This is a genomic window from Cohnella terricola (assembly GCF_007786475.1).
Lineage (GTDB): Bacteria > Bacillota > Bacilli > Paenibacillales > Paenibacillaceae > Cohnella > Cohnella terricola.
In genome coordinates, this window is record NZ_VNJJ01000004.1 from 130,990 (window position 1) to 149,833 (window position 18,844).

An 18,844-nucleotide genomic window follows, 5' to 3' on the forward strand; every position below is an offset into this window, starting at 1 on the left:
GCGACGGATTGGCAGGGGTGAGGTGATGGAACGGTCTCTCGGACCGTTACAGCGACGGATTGGCAGGGGTGAGGTGTTGTAACGGCCTCTCGGACCGTTACAGCGCTGGATTGACGGGGGTGAGGTGATTTAACGGTCTCGCAGAACGTTAAAGCGGAGGGGTCGCCCCCTCCGCCAAGTATTAGCTCACTTTCCGCAATGCCTCCACGAAAGCTTTCAAAGCCGGCTGCCGGATTCCGTCCATGACGCTCTCGTTCCCGTCGAAGTACGCCTCCAGCGCCTCCTTCAGCGTTTTCCCGTAAGTTTCGCTTTCGTAATTCCGGCTTTCCTGCGCAAGCCCCCGAATAAGCCTGCTCCAGTCGGAATAATCATAACTTGCCCGCTGCGGATACGTCTCCGCCAGCTTCGCCACCAACTCGATCGAACCGCTCTTATACAGCTCGACCGCCAGAAAATTGCCAACAAACCGATGCGACGTATCGTTCTCCAACGCTTCGCGGAACTGTGCGGACGCTTCGTCCAATCTTTTCTGCTTCATTAACGCGGTTGCATACCGGGATTGAGCGTAGCCGTCCAGAACACCTTCTCTAGCAGACAAATACTGCCGGTAATAGGTATCGACTTTGGCCCAATCTCTTTTGCCTTCGTAATAGTCGAATAAGTTAAATAACGTATCGCTCTTCCCGGGCGCTAGCTCCATCATCCTCTCAAGATACGGAATCGCTTCGTCAGACGTTTTGCTGTGTCTGGCCATTGCCGCCTGCCCGCCCAAGATTCGTATGATCTGATTCAGGCTGTATCGATCGGAACGGTCGGCCTCGAAGCTTTTTTTATACTCCGCCAGCGCCTCGTCCAACCGACCGCTCAGCAGCAATTCGTCCGCGGCATTGAGCGACCTTTCCTTCAGATAGAAAAAAGGCAATGGCCCCATCGTGTCCTCGTTAAGCCTATAACCGTTGCTTCTCGTAATTAGCCTGCCTCGCTCGTCGTAAGCTTCCACATACCAGGAATATCGTGAGTTCGGATCGGCGAAACCGAGCAGTTGCCTCGTTTCAAGTACCATTTCTCCATTCACTTCTTGGTAGGAATAACCTCCTCCCGAAGCTTCGTAGAGCGTCTCGACGGGCAGTTCCGTCGAATGACCCAGGATACGATCCCGAATGAGAACGCTTGAAACGCCATGCTCGATCGGCAGTTGACCGTAAAGCGAATAATGGACTGCTCCTTCCACCGCTTGCCAACTAAATTTCACTTTAGAATCGGCTAAGACTTCTTCGTCAGACGGAGACTGGATCTCGATAAGGCGTTGGAGAGCGACATCCTGATGGATCGCCTTGCCTCCTTCGACAACGATCCAATCGCCGTACATCGTCGGCCACGTCCAGCCGTCGATCTGGTCGAATTGCAGCCCAAGATACAGTTGATAGTTCCCGGGAATGACATTCTTGAATTCATAACGTCCTTGGGCATCCGTCAGTGTCTGATAGGGTTCCCCATCGATGACGCTATGATTGACGTCCTGCTCGCTTCTGAGGAAAACGCCGACGCGAGCCAATGGAGTGCCGTCGCTCCTCTTGACGGTTCCGGAGACGGCAGCGTCCTTGTCCGCTCCATCATCCACGGCCTGCCTTAATAGCTGCCTAAACGTCTTCAAGCGCTCCAGCTTGGCCGGTGTAAATTCTTGCATGTCGGGAAATTTCTTTTTCTCCGCTTCCATCCACTCGCGGGTCGTCTCGATCTCCCGGTCGATCTCTTGCAGCGCGTCCCGTGCCTTGCCTTCCGCGACAAGAAGCCGCGCCTTGAATTGAACGATGTCTCCGTCTAGGTCGAGACTCTCCGACGGTTTTGCGGCTTCCATTTCGTCGACCAACCGCCCTGCCGCCTCCGTATCTCCCCGGGCGGCATAGATCTTCGCACGCTCAAGCTTGAGCCTCGCTCCCCAAGCGTCTCCCCTTCGACCTTCGGCTAATTCCAGCATCGAAAGCGCCTCGTTCGTCCGGCCTTCGCTCAAGTAATACTCAGCTATTTGCTTGGCGGCTTCAAACCAGTCCATGCCTACCGGCGCATCGGATACATATTCCAGCAAATAAGGAAGCTTCTCTTCCCAGCCCCATTCCCGGTAGTCCCGCACCGAGGAGCCGGAGCCGCCGCCCATCGTCGACGAAGGCCCCACGTATACGTCGTAACGGTTAGCGATCGATAATCCGCCCGGCCCGATCATATATTGGCGAATCAACTCCCACCTCTTTCCCGGCGAGGCGGCGTTGTCGATCAATGCTAGCATTTCTCTTTTCCCTTCAACGTTGCCCGCTTCGAAATGTTTTATCGCCGCGCGAACCTGAAGCTTGGGGATAACGACGAACTGCAGCAGCGTCAACGCGAGGCCGATCGCCAGCACGCCGATCGCGAGATGCTTCACTTTAATCGTTACCTTCAATTGAAGCCACCGCCCTCTCGTAATCGTCCTTCCAGTACGTATTTCCGCCGGCTTCGACTAATTGCCTTCCGTCCCGCCAATCCGTATCGCCGCTATCGTTCTTCGCATCGCTAAGTTGATAGATAGCCGCTACGGCCAGGATGACCGCTAGGCTCGCTCCGAGCGGCAGAAGCGACACCTCGATTTCCTTGTTCCAGAACGCCCGCAGCCGATCGCGCCAAGACCGGGGATGAGTCCGCCGCAACGTCTCTTCCTGCCCGCCGAACTGCAGTCCGCCGAGCTCTTCGTCCAATCTATTTTTAATCCGCTCACGTTCGCGATTCATTTTCATCCCCCTTTTCCTCCAACAGTTGCCTTAGCTTCGATCTCCCTCTGGATAATCTCGCTTTGATCGTATTCTCGTTGCACCGCAACTGCTCGGCGATTTCCTGCACGCTCAACTCGTTGTAATAATATAAAGCGATCGCTTCCCGATAGGGATAATCCAGCTTATGGACAGCTTCGCTCAACCGCTCATTGCGCCACTGCGCCTGCAGCAGCTCTTCGGGACCGGGTTCGGTCTCCTCGATCATACTCTCCATCTTCGCGAACGGCAGCAGACTCCGCCAGCTCCGCGTCCTTATTGTCATGCGGCAGCGATTCGCGACGATCGTCAGCAGCCATCCCCTCAGCTTACCCGGGTCCTTCAATTGATGGATCTTACGATAGGCTTGCACGAACGCGTCCATCGTCGCTTCCTCCGCCGCCTGCCGATCCTTCAAGAGCAAATAGGCGGTTCGTAACAGCTCGTCGCCGTGCCGGGACATGAGCTCCCGGAGCGCAGCTTCGTCTTTCTCTATCAGTTTTCCGACGACGTCCAGATCGGCCCCTCCTCTCCTATACACTAAGATGCGCCCCGAATCGATCAGGTTGCAATCTTTTTCTCCCCATGCGCCCGGAAAATCAAAAAACCACCCGAGGTTGCGCCCCCGGATGGCTTGAAAAGTTGCGGTTTATGCTTTTGTCGGCGTCGTCGCAGGTTCATCCTTGAACTTAAAATTACGCGCCAAGTAAATGACGGGAGTGGACGCGACAGAGATAACGAATTTGAGCAAATAAGTCGTAATGGCAATCTCCCACCAAACGTCCCATGTGTATTCTCCTGCGAACGCGATCGTGCAGAAGACGAGCGTATCCACCAGTTGGCTAACCCCGATGCTTCCGTTCACGCGGATCCAAAGCTGGTTGCGTGACGGGAAATTGGCCCTTAGCTTGCTGAAAATTTTCACGTCGAGAAATTGGCTTACGAAGTAGGCGGTCAAGCTGCCTAGCGCGATCCGTGGAGCCAAACCGAATATCGCGTGCAGGGCTGAATCTCCGAAATCCGTCTCCTGCGGCTCGAACACCAGCACCATCTGCATGATGGCTGTCGACGCGATCAGGAAGAAAAACCCGAACCATACCGCCTTCTTGGCTTCCTTCTCCCCATACTTCTCGTTCAGTAAATCCGTCGTGAGATAGATCGTGCCGTACATCGTATTGCCAAGCGTCATGACAAAGCCAAACATGCCAATCGTCTTGACCACCTGAATGTTGGCGAGCACGACCGCAGCAGCGATCCAGGCGTACAGCCCTTGCTTCCCGAACAGCCTGAAGCAGATCAGGAACAGCGCGAAGTTGACCAGGACGAATAAAGCGCCCCAACCGAAATTAAACATATGAATCATCCTCCTAGTTTTGATAACGCGGGATGGTTACGAACCGCGGCCCCGTCTTCGGAGCAAACGACTCATTATAACACGAAAAAACCGGATGAAGGACGGAATGTTTTTCCGTTTCTTCATCCGGCTTCGGAATTCCCGATTACGCCGCTTCGCTCTTCGGGGTCTCTTCCTTGGGATGGTTCACCTTGCCGACAAGCAGGCTCAGCGGGAGCGCGGCTACGGCGATGAACGTCGCGATCAGGTAAACATCGTTCACGCTCATCGTGAACGACATCATGGTAATATGCGTCATGTCGGTATCTCCGGCCATGGCGAGCGCTTTGCCGTGATGCGTCGTCCTCGTCGCGAGCAGCGTCGTAAAGACGGCGATGGCGAATGAGCCAAATACGTTGCGGGTCCAGTTCATGATCGCGGATGCGTGGCCGGACAGCTCGCGCGGCACCAGCTCCATGCCGGCGTTGCTCGACGGCATCATGACGAGCGCGATCCCGAGGTTGCGGACGATCATCCAGAACAAAATATAGCTATGCGACACGTCGATGCTCAGCCAGCTTAACGTGAGCGTTCCGATCGTGAGCAGGACAATCCCCGCGGCCATGAGCCATCGCGGACCGACGATGCCGTACAGCTTGCCGACAATCGGCATGACGAGCGCCATGGCGAGGGAAGCCGGCAGCAGGATAAGTCCCGTATCCATCGCGGACACGTGCTGGATTCTTTGTAGGAACACCGGAGTCAAGAATGTCCCCGAGTATAAGCTGATCGTCAGAATCGTGGCGATAAGCAGATTCAGCGTATATCTGCCGTTGCGAAATACGCGCAGGTTTAGCAGCGGGGTTTGCGCCGTCAGCTCTCTCCATATGAATAGAAGCAGAACGATAGATCCTCCAATGAGCAGAGACAACGTCTGCCACGAACCCCATCCCCATTTGTGTCCCTGTCCGAGAGCGAGCAGCAGCGACGAGCTGCTGACGATAACGGTGACGAACCCGATCAGATCAAAACTCTTAGGTACGCTAAGCCGATAATAAGGAATGTAGGCCGCGACGCACCAGATGGCGATCAGTCCGATCGGCACGTTCATGAGGAACAACCACTGCCAATCGTAATTTTCCAGCAGCCACCCGCTCAGCGTCGGTCCGAACGCCGGAGCCATCATGGAAGCAAGCCCCCATAAAGCAACGGCCATCGCTTGTTTCTCGCGAGGAACGATCTGATAGATGATCGACATCGTAGCCGGAATGATCAGTCCGCTGAACGCTCCTTGCAGCACGCGGAACGCGATCAGGGAAGCTTCATCCCAGGCCGCCGCGCACAGCGCCGAACTAAACGTAAATCCGATAAGCGAGAATAAGTACAACCTCTTGTAGCTGAACTTCTCTCCCAAGTAGCCGACGATCGGTGCCGTCGTACCCATAGCCAGCATGAATCCCGTAAGCGTCCACGTAACAGAGTCCAAGCTGGTGTGAAAATGATCCTTCAAAATCTCTAGCGCGATATTGATCGAACTAGACGCCAGAATGCATAGAAACGAACCGATAAATATTGCAACCATTACCGGAACGAAACGTATTTCTTGATTGTGGTTCTCTCCCATTTGTTCTTACTCCACGTCCTTTTTATTTATGTATTTTTTTACATATAGAATGGCAACAAAAATAATACCGTCTAATCCCCCGGCTGTCAAAGTATCCAATCTGGAGGCTTCGCAATGAATACGTTAGCGTACGGCTTATTAAGCTTGTTATCCCACTCGTCCTTATCCGGTTACGATCTGATGCTGAGGATCCAACCATTCTGGCCGGCCAAGCACAGCCAAATCTATCCTCTGCTCGCGCGGTTGGAGCGGAACGGCATGGTTTCCTGCGAGTTGGTTCAACAAAGCGACAAGCCCGACAAGAAAGTTTATTCCATCAACGACAAAGGCATCGCCGCCCTGCAGGAATGGTTGACGGTCCCGGCTTCCGATCCGGTCATGCGCGACGAGCTCATGCTGAAGGCGTTCTGCATGTCGCACGTCGATCCTGCGGTCTCCCGCGAGCTGTTCGCGGCTCGCTTGGAGCATTATCGGAACAAACTCGAGCGCTTGTGCCAGAAAATAAAAAGTGTTCGCCAAGTGGACGAACTGGAAGAGGATCAAATGCCCTCTTATCAATCTCCCTACTTCGGAGCATATATTATGTTAAATAAAGCTCTTATGAGCTGCCGGACGAACATCGAGTGGTGCGAATGGGTGCTAGCGGTGATTCCCGTCGAAGAAGCATCCGTCGAATAACGTTCCGCATATCAAACGGCCGGCCCGTTCCCGTCATGGGAAGAGCCGGCCGTTGCCGCGTTCACACCATTTCTATACGATTCGGGGATCCAAGCTTTCCGTTCTGCGTCTTCCCGTCAGCTTCGCCCAACCTTTGCGAATCCAAGGAAGCAAGTAATAGTCGAGGCCGAACTTGCCGGCATTCGCTCCGGCGAGGAACACGATCACGCCGAGCAGCGTCAGCCATGGGTTAGTCGATACCGTACCGGCGAACAGGAACAGGAAGTTCATCATGACGCCGAAGAAGGCGGCCGCGGCGGTTAATCCGCCGACGATCAATCCGAGACCGACCAGGAATTCCCCTAAGGGGATGAGGAAGTTGATCAGCTTGACGTTCGGCAAAGCGAAGTGCTCGAGGAAAGCCGTATAAGTCGGAAAGATCGCTTCATGAGTCGTTTTGTCCGCGACCGGATTATTGATCGCATTTTTCAGGAATCCTCCGGCATCAAAACCGCTCCCGCTCAGCTTGTGCCAACCGGCTTCGATCCATTGCCATCCCAGATATATGCGCAGAAAGGTCATTGCCACCGCTGCCCAGACGTTTTCTCTCAGAAACTTGACTACCATAGCAGCCATCTCCATTCTTCTTATCGCTTATGTTTTGGTTGCATCTTCAGTATGACGCGGTTTCCTCGAAAAGAATGTGAAATAAATCACAAATAATCGACCAAATTACGGCCCAATGGCTCATTCGTGCTACAATAGAAAGCAAAAGAATGAATTGGAGAGGAACCATGACTGAACCCATCAACGTCCAGCAGGAGCAAGCCATCATCATCGGAGCCGGCCCGTGCGGTTTGTCCGCGGCGCTCGAACTTCAAGCCGTCGGCATCGAACCGTTGTTGATCGAGAAAAACGCGGTCGTCCATTCCATCTATCAATATCCGACTTATATGAACTTTTTCAGCACGGCGGAGCGACTCGAAATCGGAGGAATTCCGTTTACGAGCCCGAACGACAAACCTTCCCGCCGCGAGGCGCTGCAATATTACCGTGACGTCGCGCTGCGGCGGAAGCTGCGGATTCGTGCTTACGAGGCCGCGACCGCCATTGTCCCGCAGCCAGACGGGTCGTTCCGGGTCGAGACCGCCGACCGATTCGGCGGCATAAGCGTATATGCGACGCGTTTCGTAATCGTCGCCACTGGATATTTCGACCATCCAAACATGCTGGGCATACCGGGCGAGGATTTGCCGAAAGTAACCCACTTCTTCGGAGAAGCGCATCCGTATACCGGCATGAAAGTCGCGATCATCGGCGGCAATAACTCCGCCGTCGACGCGGCGATGGAACTGCTTCGGGTAGGAGCCGACATTACCGTCGTCTATCGGGGCGAGGAATATTCGTCCAGCATCAAACCTTGGGTCAGACCGCTATTCGAAGGCAGCGTTAAGAATGGCCAGATTAAGATGCTGTTCTCCTCGCGCGTCGTTGGTATCGGCGAACGTACCGTCACGGTTCAGCCTGAGGGTGAGAACACCGCGCCATACGAGATCGAGAACGATTTTGTTCTCGCGCTAACCGGTTTCCGTCCCGAGCGAACGCTGCTTACGGACGCAGGCGCGATCGTCAACGCCGAGACGACAGTCCCTTCCTTCCATCCCGAGACGATGGAAACGAACGTGCCCGGACTGTTCATCGCCGGCGTCATCGCGGCAGGCCGCGAAGCAAATGAAATCTTCATCGAGAGCGGACGCCATCACGGCAACCTGATCGCTCAGCGCATCAAGGAACTGATGTAGCCGACAGTCCATAAAGGGCATGTACCTCCCGGAGAATTGATTCTGCCGGAAAGGAGATACATGCCCCATACCAATTTTCCACTAGCACTCCAACGGTCTCGCAGACCGTTACAACCACCAAAACCAAGTCCGCACGCTCTGTAACGGTCTCGCAGACCGTTACAACCACCAAAACCACGTCCGCATGCTCTGTAACGGTCCCGCAGACCGTTACAACCACCAAAACCACGTCCGCACACTCTGTAACGGTCTCGCAGACCGTTACAACCACCAAAACCACGTCCGCACACTCTGTAACGGTCTCGCAGACCGTTACAACCACCAAAACTCCGTCCGCACGCTCTGTAACGGTCCCGCAGACCGTTACAACCACCAAAACCACGTCCGCATGCTCTGTAACGGTCCCGCAGACCGTTACAACCACCAAAACCACGTACGCTCGACACCCCAACGGAACGCAAGAAGACCCGCCCTCGATAGAGCGGGTCTTCCTTCTATTCTTGCTGCTTCTGCGGTATCGTCAGAACGACGCGGGTGCCTTCTCCCGGCGCGGATCGGATATGAAGCTGGCCGCCGATCGACCTCGCGCGCTCCTCCATGCTGAACAGGCCAACGCCTTCTTTGCTGCCGTCCCTGGAGAACCCTTTGCCCCGATCTTCGATCGCGACCTCTACGTGCGAACCGTAGTCGTGCACGCCGACCTCTGCTTCGGATACGTCTGCGTAACGGCCCGCGTTCGTCAGCGCCTCCTGAATGATCCTGTAGATCGTCGTTTCTTCTTGAATGCTCAGCCTTCTTCGCAAGTCCGACGCGAAGCTCACCTGTATGCCGTAATGCTTCGAGTACGTATCCAAATAAGTGCGGAGCGCCGGAATGACGCCCAGATCGTCCAGCACCGACGGCCGCAATTCCCAGGCAAGTCCCCTGACGTCCGCCATCAGATTGGCGATCTGCTCTCTCATCATCGGCAGCTTGTCGTAAGCTTCTCCGGAAATAATCGTATCGACCGAGATGAGAAGAGAGAACAAGCTTTGTCCGATTCCGTCGTGCAGATCTCGGGAGAAGCGCCTTCTCTCTTCCTCCTGAATGCGCATCATTTGCGCGAGCAGCAGCTGTAGCTCTTCCTCCGCTTGCTTACGGGCGGTCACTTCATGCCGAATCGATAAATACTGATAAGGCTTGCCTTCATCGTTCAAGAACGGAACGATCGTCGTGTCGACCCAGTAGAAGTCGCCGTCTTTGCTGCGGTTTTTGATCTCTCCCCGCCATACTTTACCGCTTCCGATCGTACGCCACAGTTCCTTCATGAACGCTTTGTCGTGTTGCCCGGAATTTATGATCCGATGATCCTGACCGATCAGTTCGTCCCTTGGGTAACGGGAGATCTCGCAGAACCTGTCGTTGACGTATTGGATTTTCCCCGTCCGGTCGGTTACGGCGACGATCGAAGCTTCGTCCAACGCGTATTTCAAATCCGAAAGCTGCTTGATCGTCTGCTCCAACGAGCCGCCGATATCCGATCCGTAATATCCGTAATCAAGCGTCAAAATTCAGCAGCCCCTTCTTCATCGCGAATTTGACCAAGTCAGGTCTCGTTTTTAAGTTGAGCTTGTCCATAAGGTTGCTTTTGTGGGATTCCACCGTTTTGACGCTGATGACTAACTGCTCCGCGATATCCTTGTTCGTATATCCTTGAGCTACCTTCGCGAGAATTTCCTTCTCCCGTTCCGACAATGATTCGTACGTTCCGGAATCGCCGCCGCCGTGCTTCAGCTTATCCAAATATTCGCCCATCAGCCGCTTCGTCGCCGTCGGATGCAAATATGCGTTGCCTTCGGCAACGTGGCGGATGGCGCTGATCATTTCCTCGTGGGGAGAACTTTTCAAAATATAACCGGACGCCCCAAGATGAATGGCCCGGAACAAATATTCTTCGTCGTCGTGCATCGTTAAGATCAATACGGCTGTATCCGGCAAAACCTTCTTTAATTCGGCCGTCGTGCTCAATCCGTCTTTGCCGTGGGGCATGCTTAAATCCATCAGCACAATGTCCGGACGGCACTGCATCGCCTTGGCGATCGCTTCCTCGCCTTCCGCCGCTTCCCCGACCACTTCCATGTCCGATTTGGCGCTTAGCAGCATCGCCAGTCCGGAACGAACGACGGCATGATCGTCGACTAGCAGTATTCGGATCATTTTTCCGCCTCCTTCTGCTTCTATCATATCAAACCCCCGATGAATTCGGCTATCTCCGATGCAGCCTGTGCCACAGCGTCGCGCTCCGCTGTTTCGTACACCCGTCTCGTCCGGTCGCCCGCAAGAAGGATTCCGACGATCTCTTGCCCCGACATGACCGGTTCGGCATAGGCCGACAGCAGCCGTTCCGTCAGCAGGATCGAATCGGTCCGTTTGCGTGATTCCTCGTAATCCCATGCTAATCCGCGTCCCACTTTAATGATCTGGCCTTCTATTCCCTGGCCGTGGCGGACGCTAATATTCAAGTAACGTTCGTTTAGATTGCCGGAAGCCCATTTCCAGCGCGTATATCGTTCCCGGCGATCGACGACGGCAAGCGAGGCGAAATCACTTCCAACCGCCGCCCTCAGTTCGCTTAACTTATCCATAACCCGACACTCGAGCGCTTCCATATAGGCCATCCCCCGTTCAAAGCCTTATCTTCTTCTATTTTATCGATTAGACTCGCGATTGTAATTCAGGGAAAACCCTGAAAGACTCGGGGAGAAACACCTATCTTTAAGGGAAAGTGTGATTTTCCTCACATTAAAATAGGGGAATTCCCCTCGCCATTTCAGCGAATTCCCCGATAACATTATTTACCTTCTCAAGTTACGATGGATTTAACAGAACGAAAGGGGATGGCAACAATGTGCACGAATTGCCTCGTCAATGTCGCCGAACGGGAAGGCATGTATCAGCAGAACACGGGAAATAAAGGGGTCGCAAGCTTCTGCACACCTCAGCAATTCAAGCGGTTGGATAACGTCATGGTCCCTATGCGCGCCGCAGCGGGCGGATTTCTGTTCTGGGAAGGCGACGAAACGGAACATTTCTATTATATTCGCAGCGGTAGAGTGAAGCTGAGGAAATCGACGGAGGAAGGTAAAGAATACATCCTCTCGATTCTTCAAGCCGGAGACCTGATCTGCGAATTCGGCGGCAGCGCGCTTCAATACGGGTTTACGGCCGAAGTGACGGAGAACGCGGAGATCGGGGTCATCTGCCGTCAAGATCTGGAGGCGCTGATTCGGCAAGACGGGGAATTTGCTTTCAATTTCATGAACTGGTTGGCCTATGAACACCGGGTCACCCAATCGAAGTTCCGGGACTTGCTGCTGTTCGGAAAACCCGGAGCGTTAGCTTCGACTTTAATCCGTCTGAGCAATTCGTTCGGCGTTATGGAGGCTTACGGGATCCGTATCGATATGAAGCTGACGCATGCCGAGCTGGCCGACTTTATCGGGGCGACGCGCGAGAGCGTGAACCGGATGCTAAACGAGTTTAAGGAAAAAGAAATTCTCGATTTCCGGTACGGCAAGATCATTATCCGCAGCATAAAAGCTTTGCAGAGCATCTGCCATTGCAACAGTTGCCCAACTTGTCCGAAAGAAATTTGCCGGATCTGACCCGGCGTCGTATATGCTCCCTTATTCGCTGAACCCTTTTTGGGGTACAGTAATAGACATTGCCTTTCCCGAAATTTGGGCTTGATCGAGACTGAACCATCACCGGTCGGGAATCGTCTATTCAGGCAAGAAAGGGAGCTGATCATTATGAAAAGCCTTCGCCAAACAGCTTATTTCGTTGTTGTCGCCCTGCTCGCGGTTGCGCTCGCCGGATGCTCGAATCAAGGAAATTCCTCGGGTCCTCCTGGTACGACCTCGCAGCCGCCCGCCATATCGTCCCCCGAATTGCCGCCGCCCGCATCATCATCCGCCGAACCCGAACAATCCGCGACACCATCGCCATCTGCATCCGCCTCTCCGATCTCCATATCCAAAGAATCGCCGCAAGGCAAAGTTACGGCATTACGGCTCGCCGATTTCAAAACCGGTTGGGCTGGTGGAGCAGGATGGATCGCCCGGACGGACGATGGCGGAAAAACGTGGCAAACTCAACTGAAGCATAAGTATATCGTTCTTCAATTATTTGCTTTGAACGGCAAAGAGGCATGGGCCGCGCTCGATACTGGCGATGCCAAGAGTGTATTGCTGATGCACACGACGGATGGGGGCAAAAAATGGACGGGAGCCGGAAACGTGCCGAATCGGGCTTTTCTCCATTTCGTTTCCTCCAAAGAAGCGTTTAGCGGCAACGTCCATACGACGGATGGGGGCAAGACCTGGACGAAGCTGCAGGTGCCCGCTTCCGCGGTCGGAGACGTTTATTTCCATGATCGCAGCAACGGATGGGCGGTCACGCAGGGCAACAACAAATTCAATATCATGCGCACGACGGACGGAGGCAAGAGCTGGAAGATCGCGCTGACTCGGGATACGGCCGCTCAGGTTACGGGCACAGTCATCCGATCCGCGGGCAAGGACGACGCCTGGGTGGAACTGATCGGAGATTCCGGAATGTCGCAAACTTCCTACTCCTTATTCCACACGAAGGACGGCGGAAAGAGTTGGATTCCCGTCCTCGCCAACAATCAAGCGGGTTCCGGCCCGGCTCCCGGCTACAAGATGAACGAGGAGTCCAAAGTCCCGCGCAATAACGGTGCAGGCCCGGGTACACTCTATGTCGCGAATACCCAAACGGCCTTCATGGGCGGTCAATGCATGGCTTGCGATCTTCCGAACACAATGGGCAAGACGGTCGACGGCGGCAAAACGTGGGTGAACCTGCCAAGCGAATTTGCCGGCTACGGAACGCAGCAGATCGCCGTGGCGGACTCCGACCATATCTGGTGGGTCAACACCGACAACGCCGAGCCATCTGTCATGTATACTTCCTTGGATGGCGGCAAGCATTGGACCAAAACCCACTCGTTCGGTAAACCGAAGTAACGAACAGGCGCCGCCTATGGAGAGGCGGCGCCTGTTTTTGTTTTATCTCATTCGAAACTGTCGGTAATTACACCACAGAAAACTTCGGCAGCCAATCTCCGTGCGCTTCGATCAAATCATCGCACAGAGAAACGATATCGTCCATGGAGAGCTCCGCGGACGTATGCGGATCGAGCATCGCCGCATGGTAAATGTGCTCTTTCTTGCCAGTGATCGCAGCTTCGATCGTCAGCAATTGCGTGTTGATGTTCGTCCGGTTCAGCGCGGCGAGCTGCGGCGGCAAGTTGCCGACGTATGTCGGGTTGATGCCGGAACGATCCACGAGGCAAGGAACCTCTACGCAAGCTTCGCGCGGCAAGTTCGCGATCAGCCCGCCCGTGTTCATGACGTTGCCGCCGATCTTGAACGGCACGTCCGTCTCCATCGCCTCGAAGATGTACGAAGCGTACTCGTGCGAACGATGGTGCTCCAGGTTCGATTCGTTCAGCAGTTCTTCGCGCATTTTTTTCCAATCGGCGATTTGCGAGATGCAGCGGCGCGGATATTCGTCCAGCGGAATGTTGAAGCGTTCGATGAGCTCCGGATAGTTACGCTTAATAAAATAAGGATGATACTCGGCATTATGCTCGGACGATTCCGTAATGTAGTAGCCGAATTTCAGCATCATTTCGTAACGGACCATGTCGTGATGCTTCTCTTTCTGTTTCTCGGCCGCCCGCCGTTTAATTTCCGGGTACAGATCGACGCCATCCTTCGTTACTTCAAGCAGCCATGCCATGTGGTTAATGCCGGCGATCTTCCATTTGACACCCGTCTGGTCAAGCTCCAAGTGCTTGAACAAATCCGGAACGCATCCCTGTACGCTGTGGCACAGTCCGACAGTATTTACGCCCCCGTAAGTATTCATGACGTTCGTCAGCACCGCCATCGGGTTAGTATAGTTCAAGAACAAGGCATCCGGGCATACCTCGCGAATGTCCTTCGCGAAGTCGAGCATGACCGGAATCGTACGCAAATTGCGGAAAATGCCGCCGATGCCGACCGTGTCCGCGATCGTCTGGCGCAAGCCGTACTTCTTCGGCACCTCGAAATCGGTAATCGTGCAAGGGTCGTAACCTCCGACTTGGATGGCGTTGACCACGTATTTCGCTCCGCGAAGCGCTTCTTTGCGATCGCTGAAGGATTTGATTGTACAGGTACTTCCGGATGTCTTTTTGATGTTATTGAGAATGTTCTCGGAATCTTTCAAACGCTCTTGATCGATATCGAAAAGCGCGATTTCGAAGCCTTGCAATGCAGGCGTAAGCATGACGTCCCCTAGCACATTTTTCGCGAAAACCGTACTTCCAGCGCCGATAAATGTAATTTTAGACAAGTACATAACCTCCAGTTGGGATGATTGGAATCGCTATCCCCAATTTAATGCATGCGCTTCCGAAAAACTATGGAAGGTTCGAACATCTATATGGACATTTGTAGTTTGTTTGTTACAGTAATAGGAGAAGATCATACAGGCAGGTGACCCGTAGATGACGCCCGACCATGACGAATTTTCGATCAGCTTGAACCCCTCGCCCTCGAACGGTGAAATTGCCGTTCTATTCAGCGGCGAAGCGCTGCCAGTCCCCTTGCATAAAATGGGACCGGCGATCCACGATTATTATCTCATTCATACGGTGCTCTCCGGTTATGGCGATTTTACGATCGGCGGCGCAAGCTACAGGTGCAGCGTAGGCGATTCGTTCATTATTTTTCCGGGAGAACTGTTTTCTTACCAGGCCGACGAGCACGAGCCCTGGAGATACGCCTGGTTCGCCTTCGTCGGGTCGGGAGCGGCAGCGGCGTTGGCCGCGGTTGGCGCTTCCCCGGGCAATCCCGTCGTTAAAGGCAGTTTGAACCCGCAGACGCGCCATTACTACGATCGGCTCCGAAACAGCCTCGCGGAGCCGTTAAGCGCGGAGTTGTCCAACCTCGAAGCCGAAGGTTGGGTTCGCCTGCTGCTTCGGCAGCTTGGCGCGGGCCGCGCGAAGGAGGGCGCGGAGCCCGACGGCCCGGCGACGGAAGCCGAACAAGTCGTCAAGCGGGCGCTGCAGTTCCTGACGTTGCAGTATGCCCAACCGATCTCCATCTCCCGCATGGCCTCAATGCTGGGCTATCATCGAACATACCTCTGCAAGCTGTTCAAGCAGTCGGTCGGCGCGTCGCCCATGCAATATTTGCTTCAGATTCGCATGCAGCGGGCAGAGCTGCTCCTCTCCGGCTCTATGCCGATCGAGCAGGTCGCCTCCTCCGTCGGATTCGCTGATGCTTTATATTTCTCGAAGAAGTTCCGCGCATGGAGCGGACAGTCTCCTTCCGACTACAGAAAGGCGCTTCGGAATCTTCCGTAACGCCGCCCCGTCCTCTCAAAAATCGATTATTCTTGACAGGATACGATTACACATGTAATCTTTGCTCATGGACTACAATTGTAATCTATTGCAACATGTACCGGCCGGTACCGGATTTTTGTCGAAAATGGAGGAATGGACATGCCCGAATCGCCCAACATTTCGGACGCGGAATGGGATATTATGCGAGTTGTATGGCACGAGTCGCCCTTGACGGCGGCCAACATTATCGCTCGGCTCAGCGACAGCAGATCGTGGAAGCCGAAGACGGTAAAGACGCTGATCGGAAGGCTCGTACAGAAGAAAGCGCTCGACTTCCAAAAGGATGGACGGGAGTATGCCTACTACCCACTGGTGAACGAGGACGAATGCGTTAGTGAAGCCGGACGCACGTTTCTCGATCGGATCTACGGGGGTTCGCTTAAGCCGATGATGGTGCATTTTCTGGAATCGGGCAAGCTCTCCTCCGAAGATATTCAGGAGTTAAAAGCGCTGCTTCAAGAAAAGGAGAAGTAAGCGATGGAACTGATCGTCCGCCTATTCTCGGATACGCTGGTCACGTCTTTGGAAGTTGCAGCGCTGGTCGTGTTGATCGCGGCTTTGACGCGGTTTCTGGGAAAAAGGCTGTCCCCCGCTTGGCAATACGCCATCTGGATACTCCTTCTGGCCAAAATAGCGCTGCCCCTGCTGCCGGGCGACCTGGACGGCCATCTGCGTTGGATTCCTCTCCCGGATAAGATCGAAAATCGAATGACAGCCGGATACGGGGGAGGATTCCTCAAGGACGGGGCATTCATCTCTGCGACGGATGATGGCATGATCAGTTCGCCATCGGCCGCCGGCATCGCCGGTAACGACTCCCCACTTCCAAAGGTTGACGGATGGCGGCTTCAGGACAACGCCCTGAAGATCATCGCGATGGCGTGGCTCTCAGGGATGGTCGTCGTTTGGCTCGTTCTATTGTCCGGGCATGCGAGGATGGTATTGGCTCTTCGGCGGGAAGCGGAACTCCCCGTCCCCGGAGAAATAGCCGATTTATTCGCCCGAATTCGCGAGGACAAAGGCATTCGCTCGGGCATAAGCCTTCGCCTTACGCGGCACGCATCGGCGCCTGCCTTGTTCGGCATGATGTCTCCGGTCGTGCTCATTCCGCAAAATCTGCTAGGGCAACTGAACGCAGCCGAGTGGGAATGTATCCTTCGGCATGAGCTAGCCCATTTGCAACGGAGGGATATCCCGGTTAATCTGGCGGCTTACTTGCTGGCTTCCGTTCATTGGTTTAATCCGGCTGTCTGGTACGGACTACGCCGGATGCGAATCGCCCAGGAAACCGCCTGTGACGCGAACGTGCTAAGAACCACCGGCGCCGAACTCAAGATGACGTACGCGGCAAGCATCGTTAAGCTGCTGGAAATCGGCGTTCCGCGCAAAGCTGCTCCGGTCGGCGTCGGATTTTACGGCAATATGAAACAACTCAAGAGGAGGATGGTTATGATTCGCGATTATCGGCCCGCCGGGAAAAGAGCTTCTTTCGTAGGGATCACGATTCTAATATTAACGGCAGTCTTGATGCTGCCATCCGCGTTCGCGGCAACGCCTGCCGAGAAGCAGAGCGAAAACAGCCCCGTAGAGCTCAAGCTCGCTATGCCTACCGGAAGCAAGATTTCCTCGCGTTATGGTTACCGTATTCACCCGGTTACCTCAGAGAAAACATTAAACGACGGCATCGATATCACCGGTAAAAAAGGAAGCGGCATTACCGCCGCGGCCGGAGGTAAAGTCGTGCATGCCGGATATGATCGCACCAAGGGGAATACCGTAACGATCGAGCATAATGAGATATGGAGCACGGAATACCGGCACTTGGACAAGCTTTCCGTCAAAGAAGGCGACGAGGTGAAAGCCGGCGACGCGATCGGTCTTCTGGGAAGCACGGGAGGGTCCACCGGCCCTAAGCTTCATTACTCGGTTATTAAGAACGGCGAGTACATCGATCCCGTTCCCGTGACGACGATCGCGCTCGGCGACAAGAAATAAAATAGAAGCCGTCCCTTATCATAATCGGGACGGCTTCTATTTTCTCTTCTATGAAACATGCTGCTTTACGCCGGCATCCGCCGTCTTAATCCAACTGGTACTCCGCCAGCCCGAGCGGCAGCGGTGCTGGTCTCTCGCAAGTGCTTTTCATGACATAGTGCGCGCCTTGCTCGGCGGCGTCATGGAATCCGTGCATCGTCTCCAGCACATGGAAAGCAAGCTCTCCGTTCGCGCGGTGTTTGCGTCCGGTCAAGATCGCGCGCGCCATGTCGGCCGCGCCTACGCCCCGTGCATTTTCGGCTTTCCCGTGCGTAAGCGGAAGGGTAGACCACTCTTTGGAACCCGCGCGGCAAATGCTAATCTGACCTCCGAAGTTGTTCGGATCCGGCACGAGCAAAGTGCCCTCGCTGCCGTACACTTCGATACGCGGCAGCGTCGAGCCGCCTTTCACATCGAAGCTCGTCAGCAGCGTGCCGATCGGCCCCGAAGCGAATTCCATAATGCCGGCGACGTGCGTCGGCGTCTCGACTTTGACCTTTTGTCCGAATTTCGGCTGACTCGTGATCGTCCGTTCCGAGAACGAGGCGCGCGCCGAACCCGTTACCCGGGAGATCGGCCCGAGCAACGCGATCAGGGCGGTCAAATAGTAAGGCCCCATATCGAACATCGGGCCGCCGCCCTTCTGGTAGTAGAACTCCGGCGACGGATGCCAGGACTCGTGGCCGCCGCTCATCATGAATGCCGTCGCGCCGATCGGCGTGCCGATCCAACCGTCCTCGAGCAGCTTGATCGACGTCTGGATACCGCCTCCGAGGAACGTATCGGGCGCGCTTCCGACAAGCAACCCTTTGCGTTTTGCAAGTTCCAGAACCTGCAGTCCTTCCTCCCGGGTTACCGCAAGCGGCTTCTCCACGTAGACGTGTTTCCCGGCTTCAAGCACTTTCAAGCATACTGAAGCGTGTGCGACCGGAATCGTCAGGTTGATGACCATCTGAATGTCTGGATCGGCAAGCAATTCCTCCACCGAACAGCCCCGGATACCGTGTTCGGCCGCCTTCTCCTTAGCCCGCTCTACGTCCAGATCGGCGCAAGCGACGACTTCCATCGATTCGAAACGTTTTCCGTTCTGAAAATAAATGCCGCTTATATTCCCCGTACCGATAATACCGACTTTGATTTTCTCCACGACAGTTC

19 protein-coding genes are annotated in these 18,844 nt (G+C 54.6%); 7 read left to right on the forward strand and 12 right to left on the reverse strand.

Annotation, left to right across the window (positions count from 1 at the left end; translation table 11 throughout):
• Positions 1-181: 181 nt before the first annotated feature.
• From FPZ45_RS08570 to FPZ45_RS08590, 5 genes are all read right to left on the reverse strand, one after another.
• On the reverse strand, positions 182-2,437 hold the full coding sequence (locus FPZ45_RS08570; RefSeq protein ID WP_144700280.1) for a carboxypeptidase regulatory-like domain-containing protein: 2,256 nt from the start codon (positions 2,435-2,437) through the stop codon (positions 182-184).
• Entirely contained in the window at positions 2,421-2,762 is a 342-nt protein-coding gene (locus tag FPZ45_RS08575) for a hypothetical protein (RefSeq protein ID WP_144700282.1), read from the reverse strand. The genes FPZ45_RS08570 and FPZ45_RS08575 overlap by 17 nt, the downstream gene beginning before the upstream one ends.
• The gene (locus tag FPZ45_RS08580; protein WP_246120380.1) at positions 2,746-3,321 is read right to left on the reverse strand and encodes an RNA polymerase sigma factor; all 576 of its coding nucleotides are present in this window, start codon (positions 3,319-3,321) and stop codon (positions 2,746-2,748) included. Before FPZ45_RS08580 ends, FPZ45_RS08575 begins: the two co-directional genes overlap by 17 nt.
• A gap of 108 nt (positions 3,322-3,429) precedes the next feature.
• The gene (locus FPZ45_RS08585) at positions 3,430-4,134 is read right to left on the reverse strand and encodes a queuosine precursor transporter (RefSeq protein WP_144700284.1); all 705 of its coding nucleotides are present in this window, start codon (positions 4,132-4,134) and stop codon (positions 3,430-3,432) included.
• Positions 4,135-4,279: 145 nt separating this feature from the next.
• Complete coding sequence (locus FPZ45_RS08590) at positions 4,280-5,737, reverse strand: MDR family MFS transporter (protein ID WP_144700286.1); 1,458 nt, start codon at positions 5,735-5,737, stop codon at positions 4,280-4,282.
• 114 nt (positions 5,738-5,851) lie between these two features.
• Between FPZ45_RS08590 and FPZ45_RS08595 the strand changes: the two genes are divergently transcribed.
• Positions 5,852-6,415, forward strand: a complete 564-nt coding sequence (locus FPZ45_RS08595) for a PadR family transcriptional regulator (protein WP_144700288.1) — start codon at positions 5,852-5,854, stop codon at positions 6,413-6,415.
• Between the two features lie 72 nt (positions 6,416-6,487).
• On the opposite strand, the gene FPZ45_RS08600 is transcribed toward FPZ45_RS08595, so the two are convergent.
• A complete protein-coding gene (locus tag FPZ45_RS08600; protein WP_144700804.1) occupies positions 6,488-7,021 on the reverse strand; it encodes a DoxX family protein in 534 nt (177 codons plus the stop codon).
• Positions 7,022-7,188: 167 nt separating this feature from the next.
• Between FPZ45_RS08600 and FPZ45_RS08605 the strand changes: the two genes are divergently transcribed.
• Positions 7,189-8,196, forward strand: a complete 1,008-nt coding sequence (locus tag FPZ45_RS08605) for a YpdA family putative bacillithiol disulfide reductase (protein WP_144700290.1) — start codon at positions 7,189-7,191, stop codon at positions 8,194-8,196.
• Here the strand turns inward: FPZ45_RS08605 and FPZ45_RS08610 are convergent.
• The 4 genes from FPZ45_RS08610 to FPZ45_RS08625 all read right to left on the reverse strand — a co-directional run bounded on the left by FPZ45_RS08610 (position 8,180) and on the right by FPZ45_RS08625 (position 10,820).
• Positions 8,180-8,629: a hypothetical protein gene (locus FPZ45_RS08610; protein WP_144700293.1), complete on the reverse strand. Its 450-nt coding sequence runs from the start codon at positions 8,627-8,629 to the stop codon at positions 8,180-8,182. The two genes, FPZ45_RS08605 and FPZ45_RS08610, sit on opposite strands and share 17 nt — an antisense overlap.
• Positions 8,630-8,690: 61 nt before the next feature.
• Positions 8,691-9,743: a sensor histidine kinase gene (locus tag FPZ45_RS08615; protein ID WP_246120381.1), complete on the reverse strand. Its 1,053-nt coding sequence runs from the start codon at positions 9,741-9,743 to the stop codon at positions 8,691-8,693.
• Positions 9,733-10,392 carry a response regulator gene (locus FPZ45_RS08620; RefSeq protein ID WP_144700297.1) on the reverse strand — a complete coding sequence of 220 codons (660 nt, stop codon included), beginning with the start codon at positions 10,390-10,392 and terminating at the stop codon, positions 9,733-9,735. The genes FPZ45_RS08615 and FPZ45_RS08620 overlap by 11 nt, the downstream gene beginning before the upstream one ends.
• Positions 10,393-10,415: 23 nt before the next feature.
• Positions 10,416-10,820, reverse strand: a complete 405-nt coding sequence (locus tag FPZ45_RS08625) for a GAF domain-containing protein (RefSeq protein ID WP_144700299.1) — start codon at positions 10,818-10,820, stop codon at positions 10,416-10,418.
• Positions 10,821-11,081: 261 nt separating this feature from the next.
• Here FPZ45_RS08625 and FPZ45_RS08630 point away from each other — a divergent pair, with 261 nt between their 5' ends.
• Both FPZ45_RS08630 and FPZ45_RS08635 read left to right on the forward strand, forming a co-directional pair.
• Positions 11,082-11,840, forward strand: coding sequence for a Crp/Fnr family transcriptional regulator (locus FPZ45_RS08630; protein ID WP_186438299.1), 759 nt, complete (start codon positions 11,082-11,084; stop codon positions 11,838-11,840).
• 147 nt (positions 11,841-11,987) lie between these two features.
• A complete protein-coding gene (locus FPZ45_RS08635; RefSeq protein WP_144700303.1) occupies positions 11,988-13,223 on the forward strand; it encodes a WD40/YVTN/BNR-like repeat-containing protein in 1,236 nt (411 codons plus the stop codon).
• A gap of 67 nt (positions 13,224-13,290) precedes the next feature.
• Here the strand turns inward: FPZ45_RS08635 and melA are convergent, their stop codons facing one another.
• Positions 13,291-14,598 (reverse strand): alpha-glucosidase/alpha-galactosidase, encoded by a 1,308-nt coding sequence (melA, locus tag FPZ45_RS08640; protein WP_144700305.1) that lies wholly within the window; start codon positions 14,596-14,598, stop codon positions 13,291-13,293.
• Positions 14,599-14,752: 154 nt separating this feature from the next.
• Here melA and FPZ45_RS08645 point away from each other — a divergent pair, with 154 nt between their 5' ends.
• The 3 genes from FPZ45_RS08645 (at position 14,753) to FPZ45_RS08655 (ending at position 17,650) form a co-directional block, all read left to right on the forward strand.
• Complete coding sequence (locus tag FPZ45_RS08645) at positions 14,753-15,613, forward strand: helix-turn-helix transcriptional regulator (RefSeq protein WP_144700307.1); 861 nt, start codon at positions 14,753-14,755, stop codon at positions 15,611-15,613.
• Between the two features lie 141 nt (positions 15,614-15,754).
• Complete coding sequence (locus FPZ45_RS08650; protein ID WP_144700309.1) at positions 15,755-16,129, forward strand: BlaI/MecI/CopY family transcriptional regulator; 375 nt, start codon at positions 15,755-15,757, stop codon at positions 16,127-16,129.
• Positions 16,130-16,132: 3 nt separating this feature from the next.
• Complete coding sequence (locus tag FPZ45_RS08655) at positions 16,133-17,650, forward strand: M56 family metallopeptidase (protein WP_144700311.1); 1,518 nt, start codon at positions 16,133-16,135, stop codon at positions 17,648-17,650.
• An 85-nt stretch (positions 17,651-17,735) separates the two neighbouring features.
• Here FPZ45_RS08655 and FPZ45_RS08660 read toward each other — a convergent pair whose 3' ends face one another.
• Positions 17,736-18,836 (reverse strand): Gfo/Idh/MocA family protein, encoded by a 1,101-nt coding sequence (locus FPZ45_RS08660; RefSeq protein ID WP_144700313.1) that lies wholly within the window; start codon positions 18,834-18,836, stop codon positions 17,736-17,738.
• Positions 18,837-18,844 lie beyond the last annotated feature (8 nt).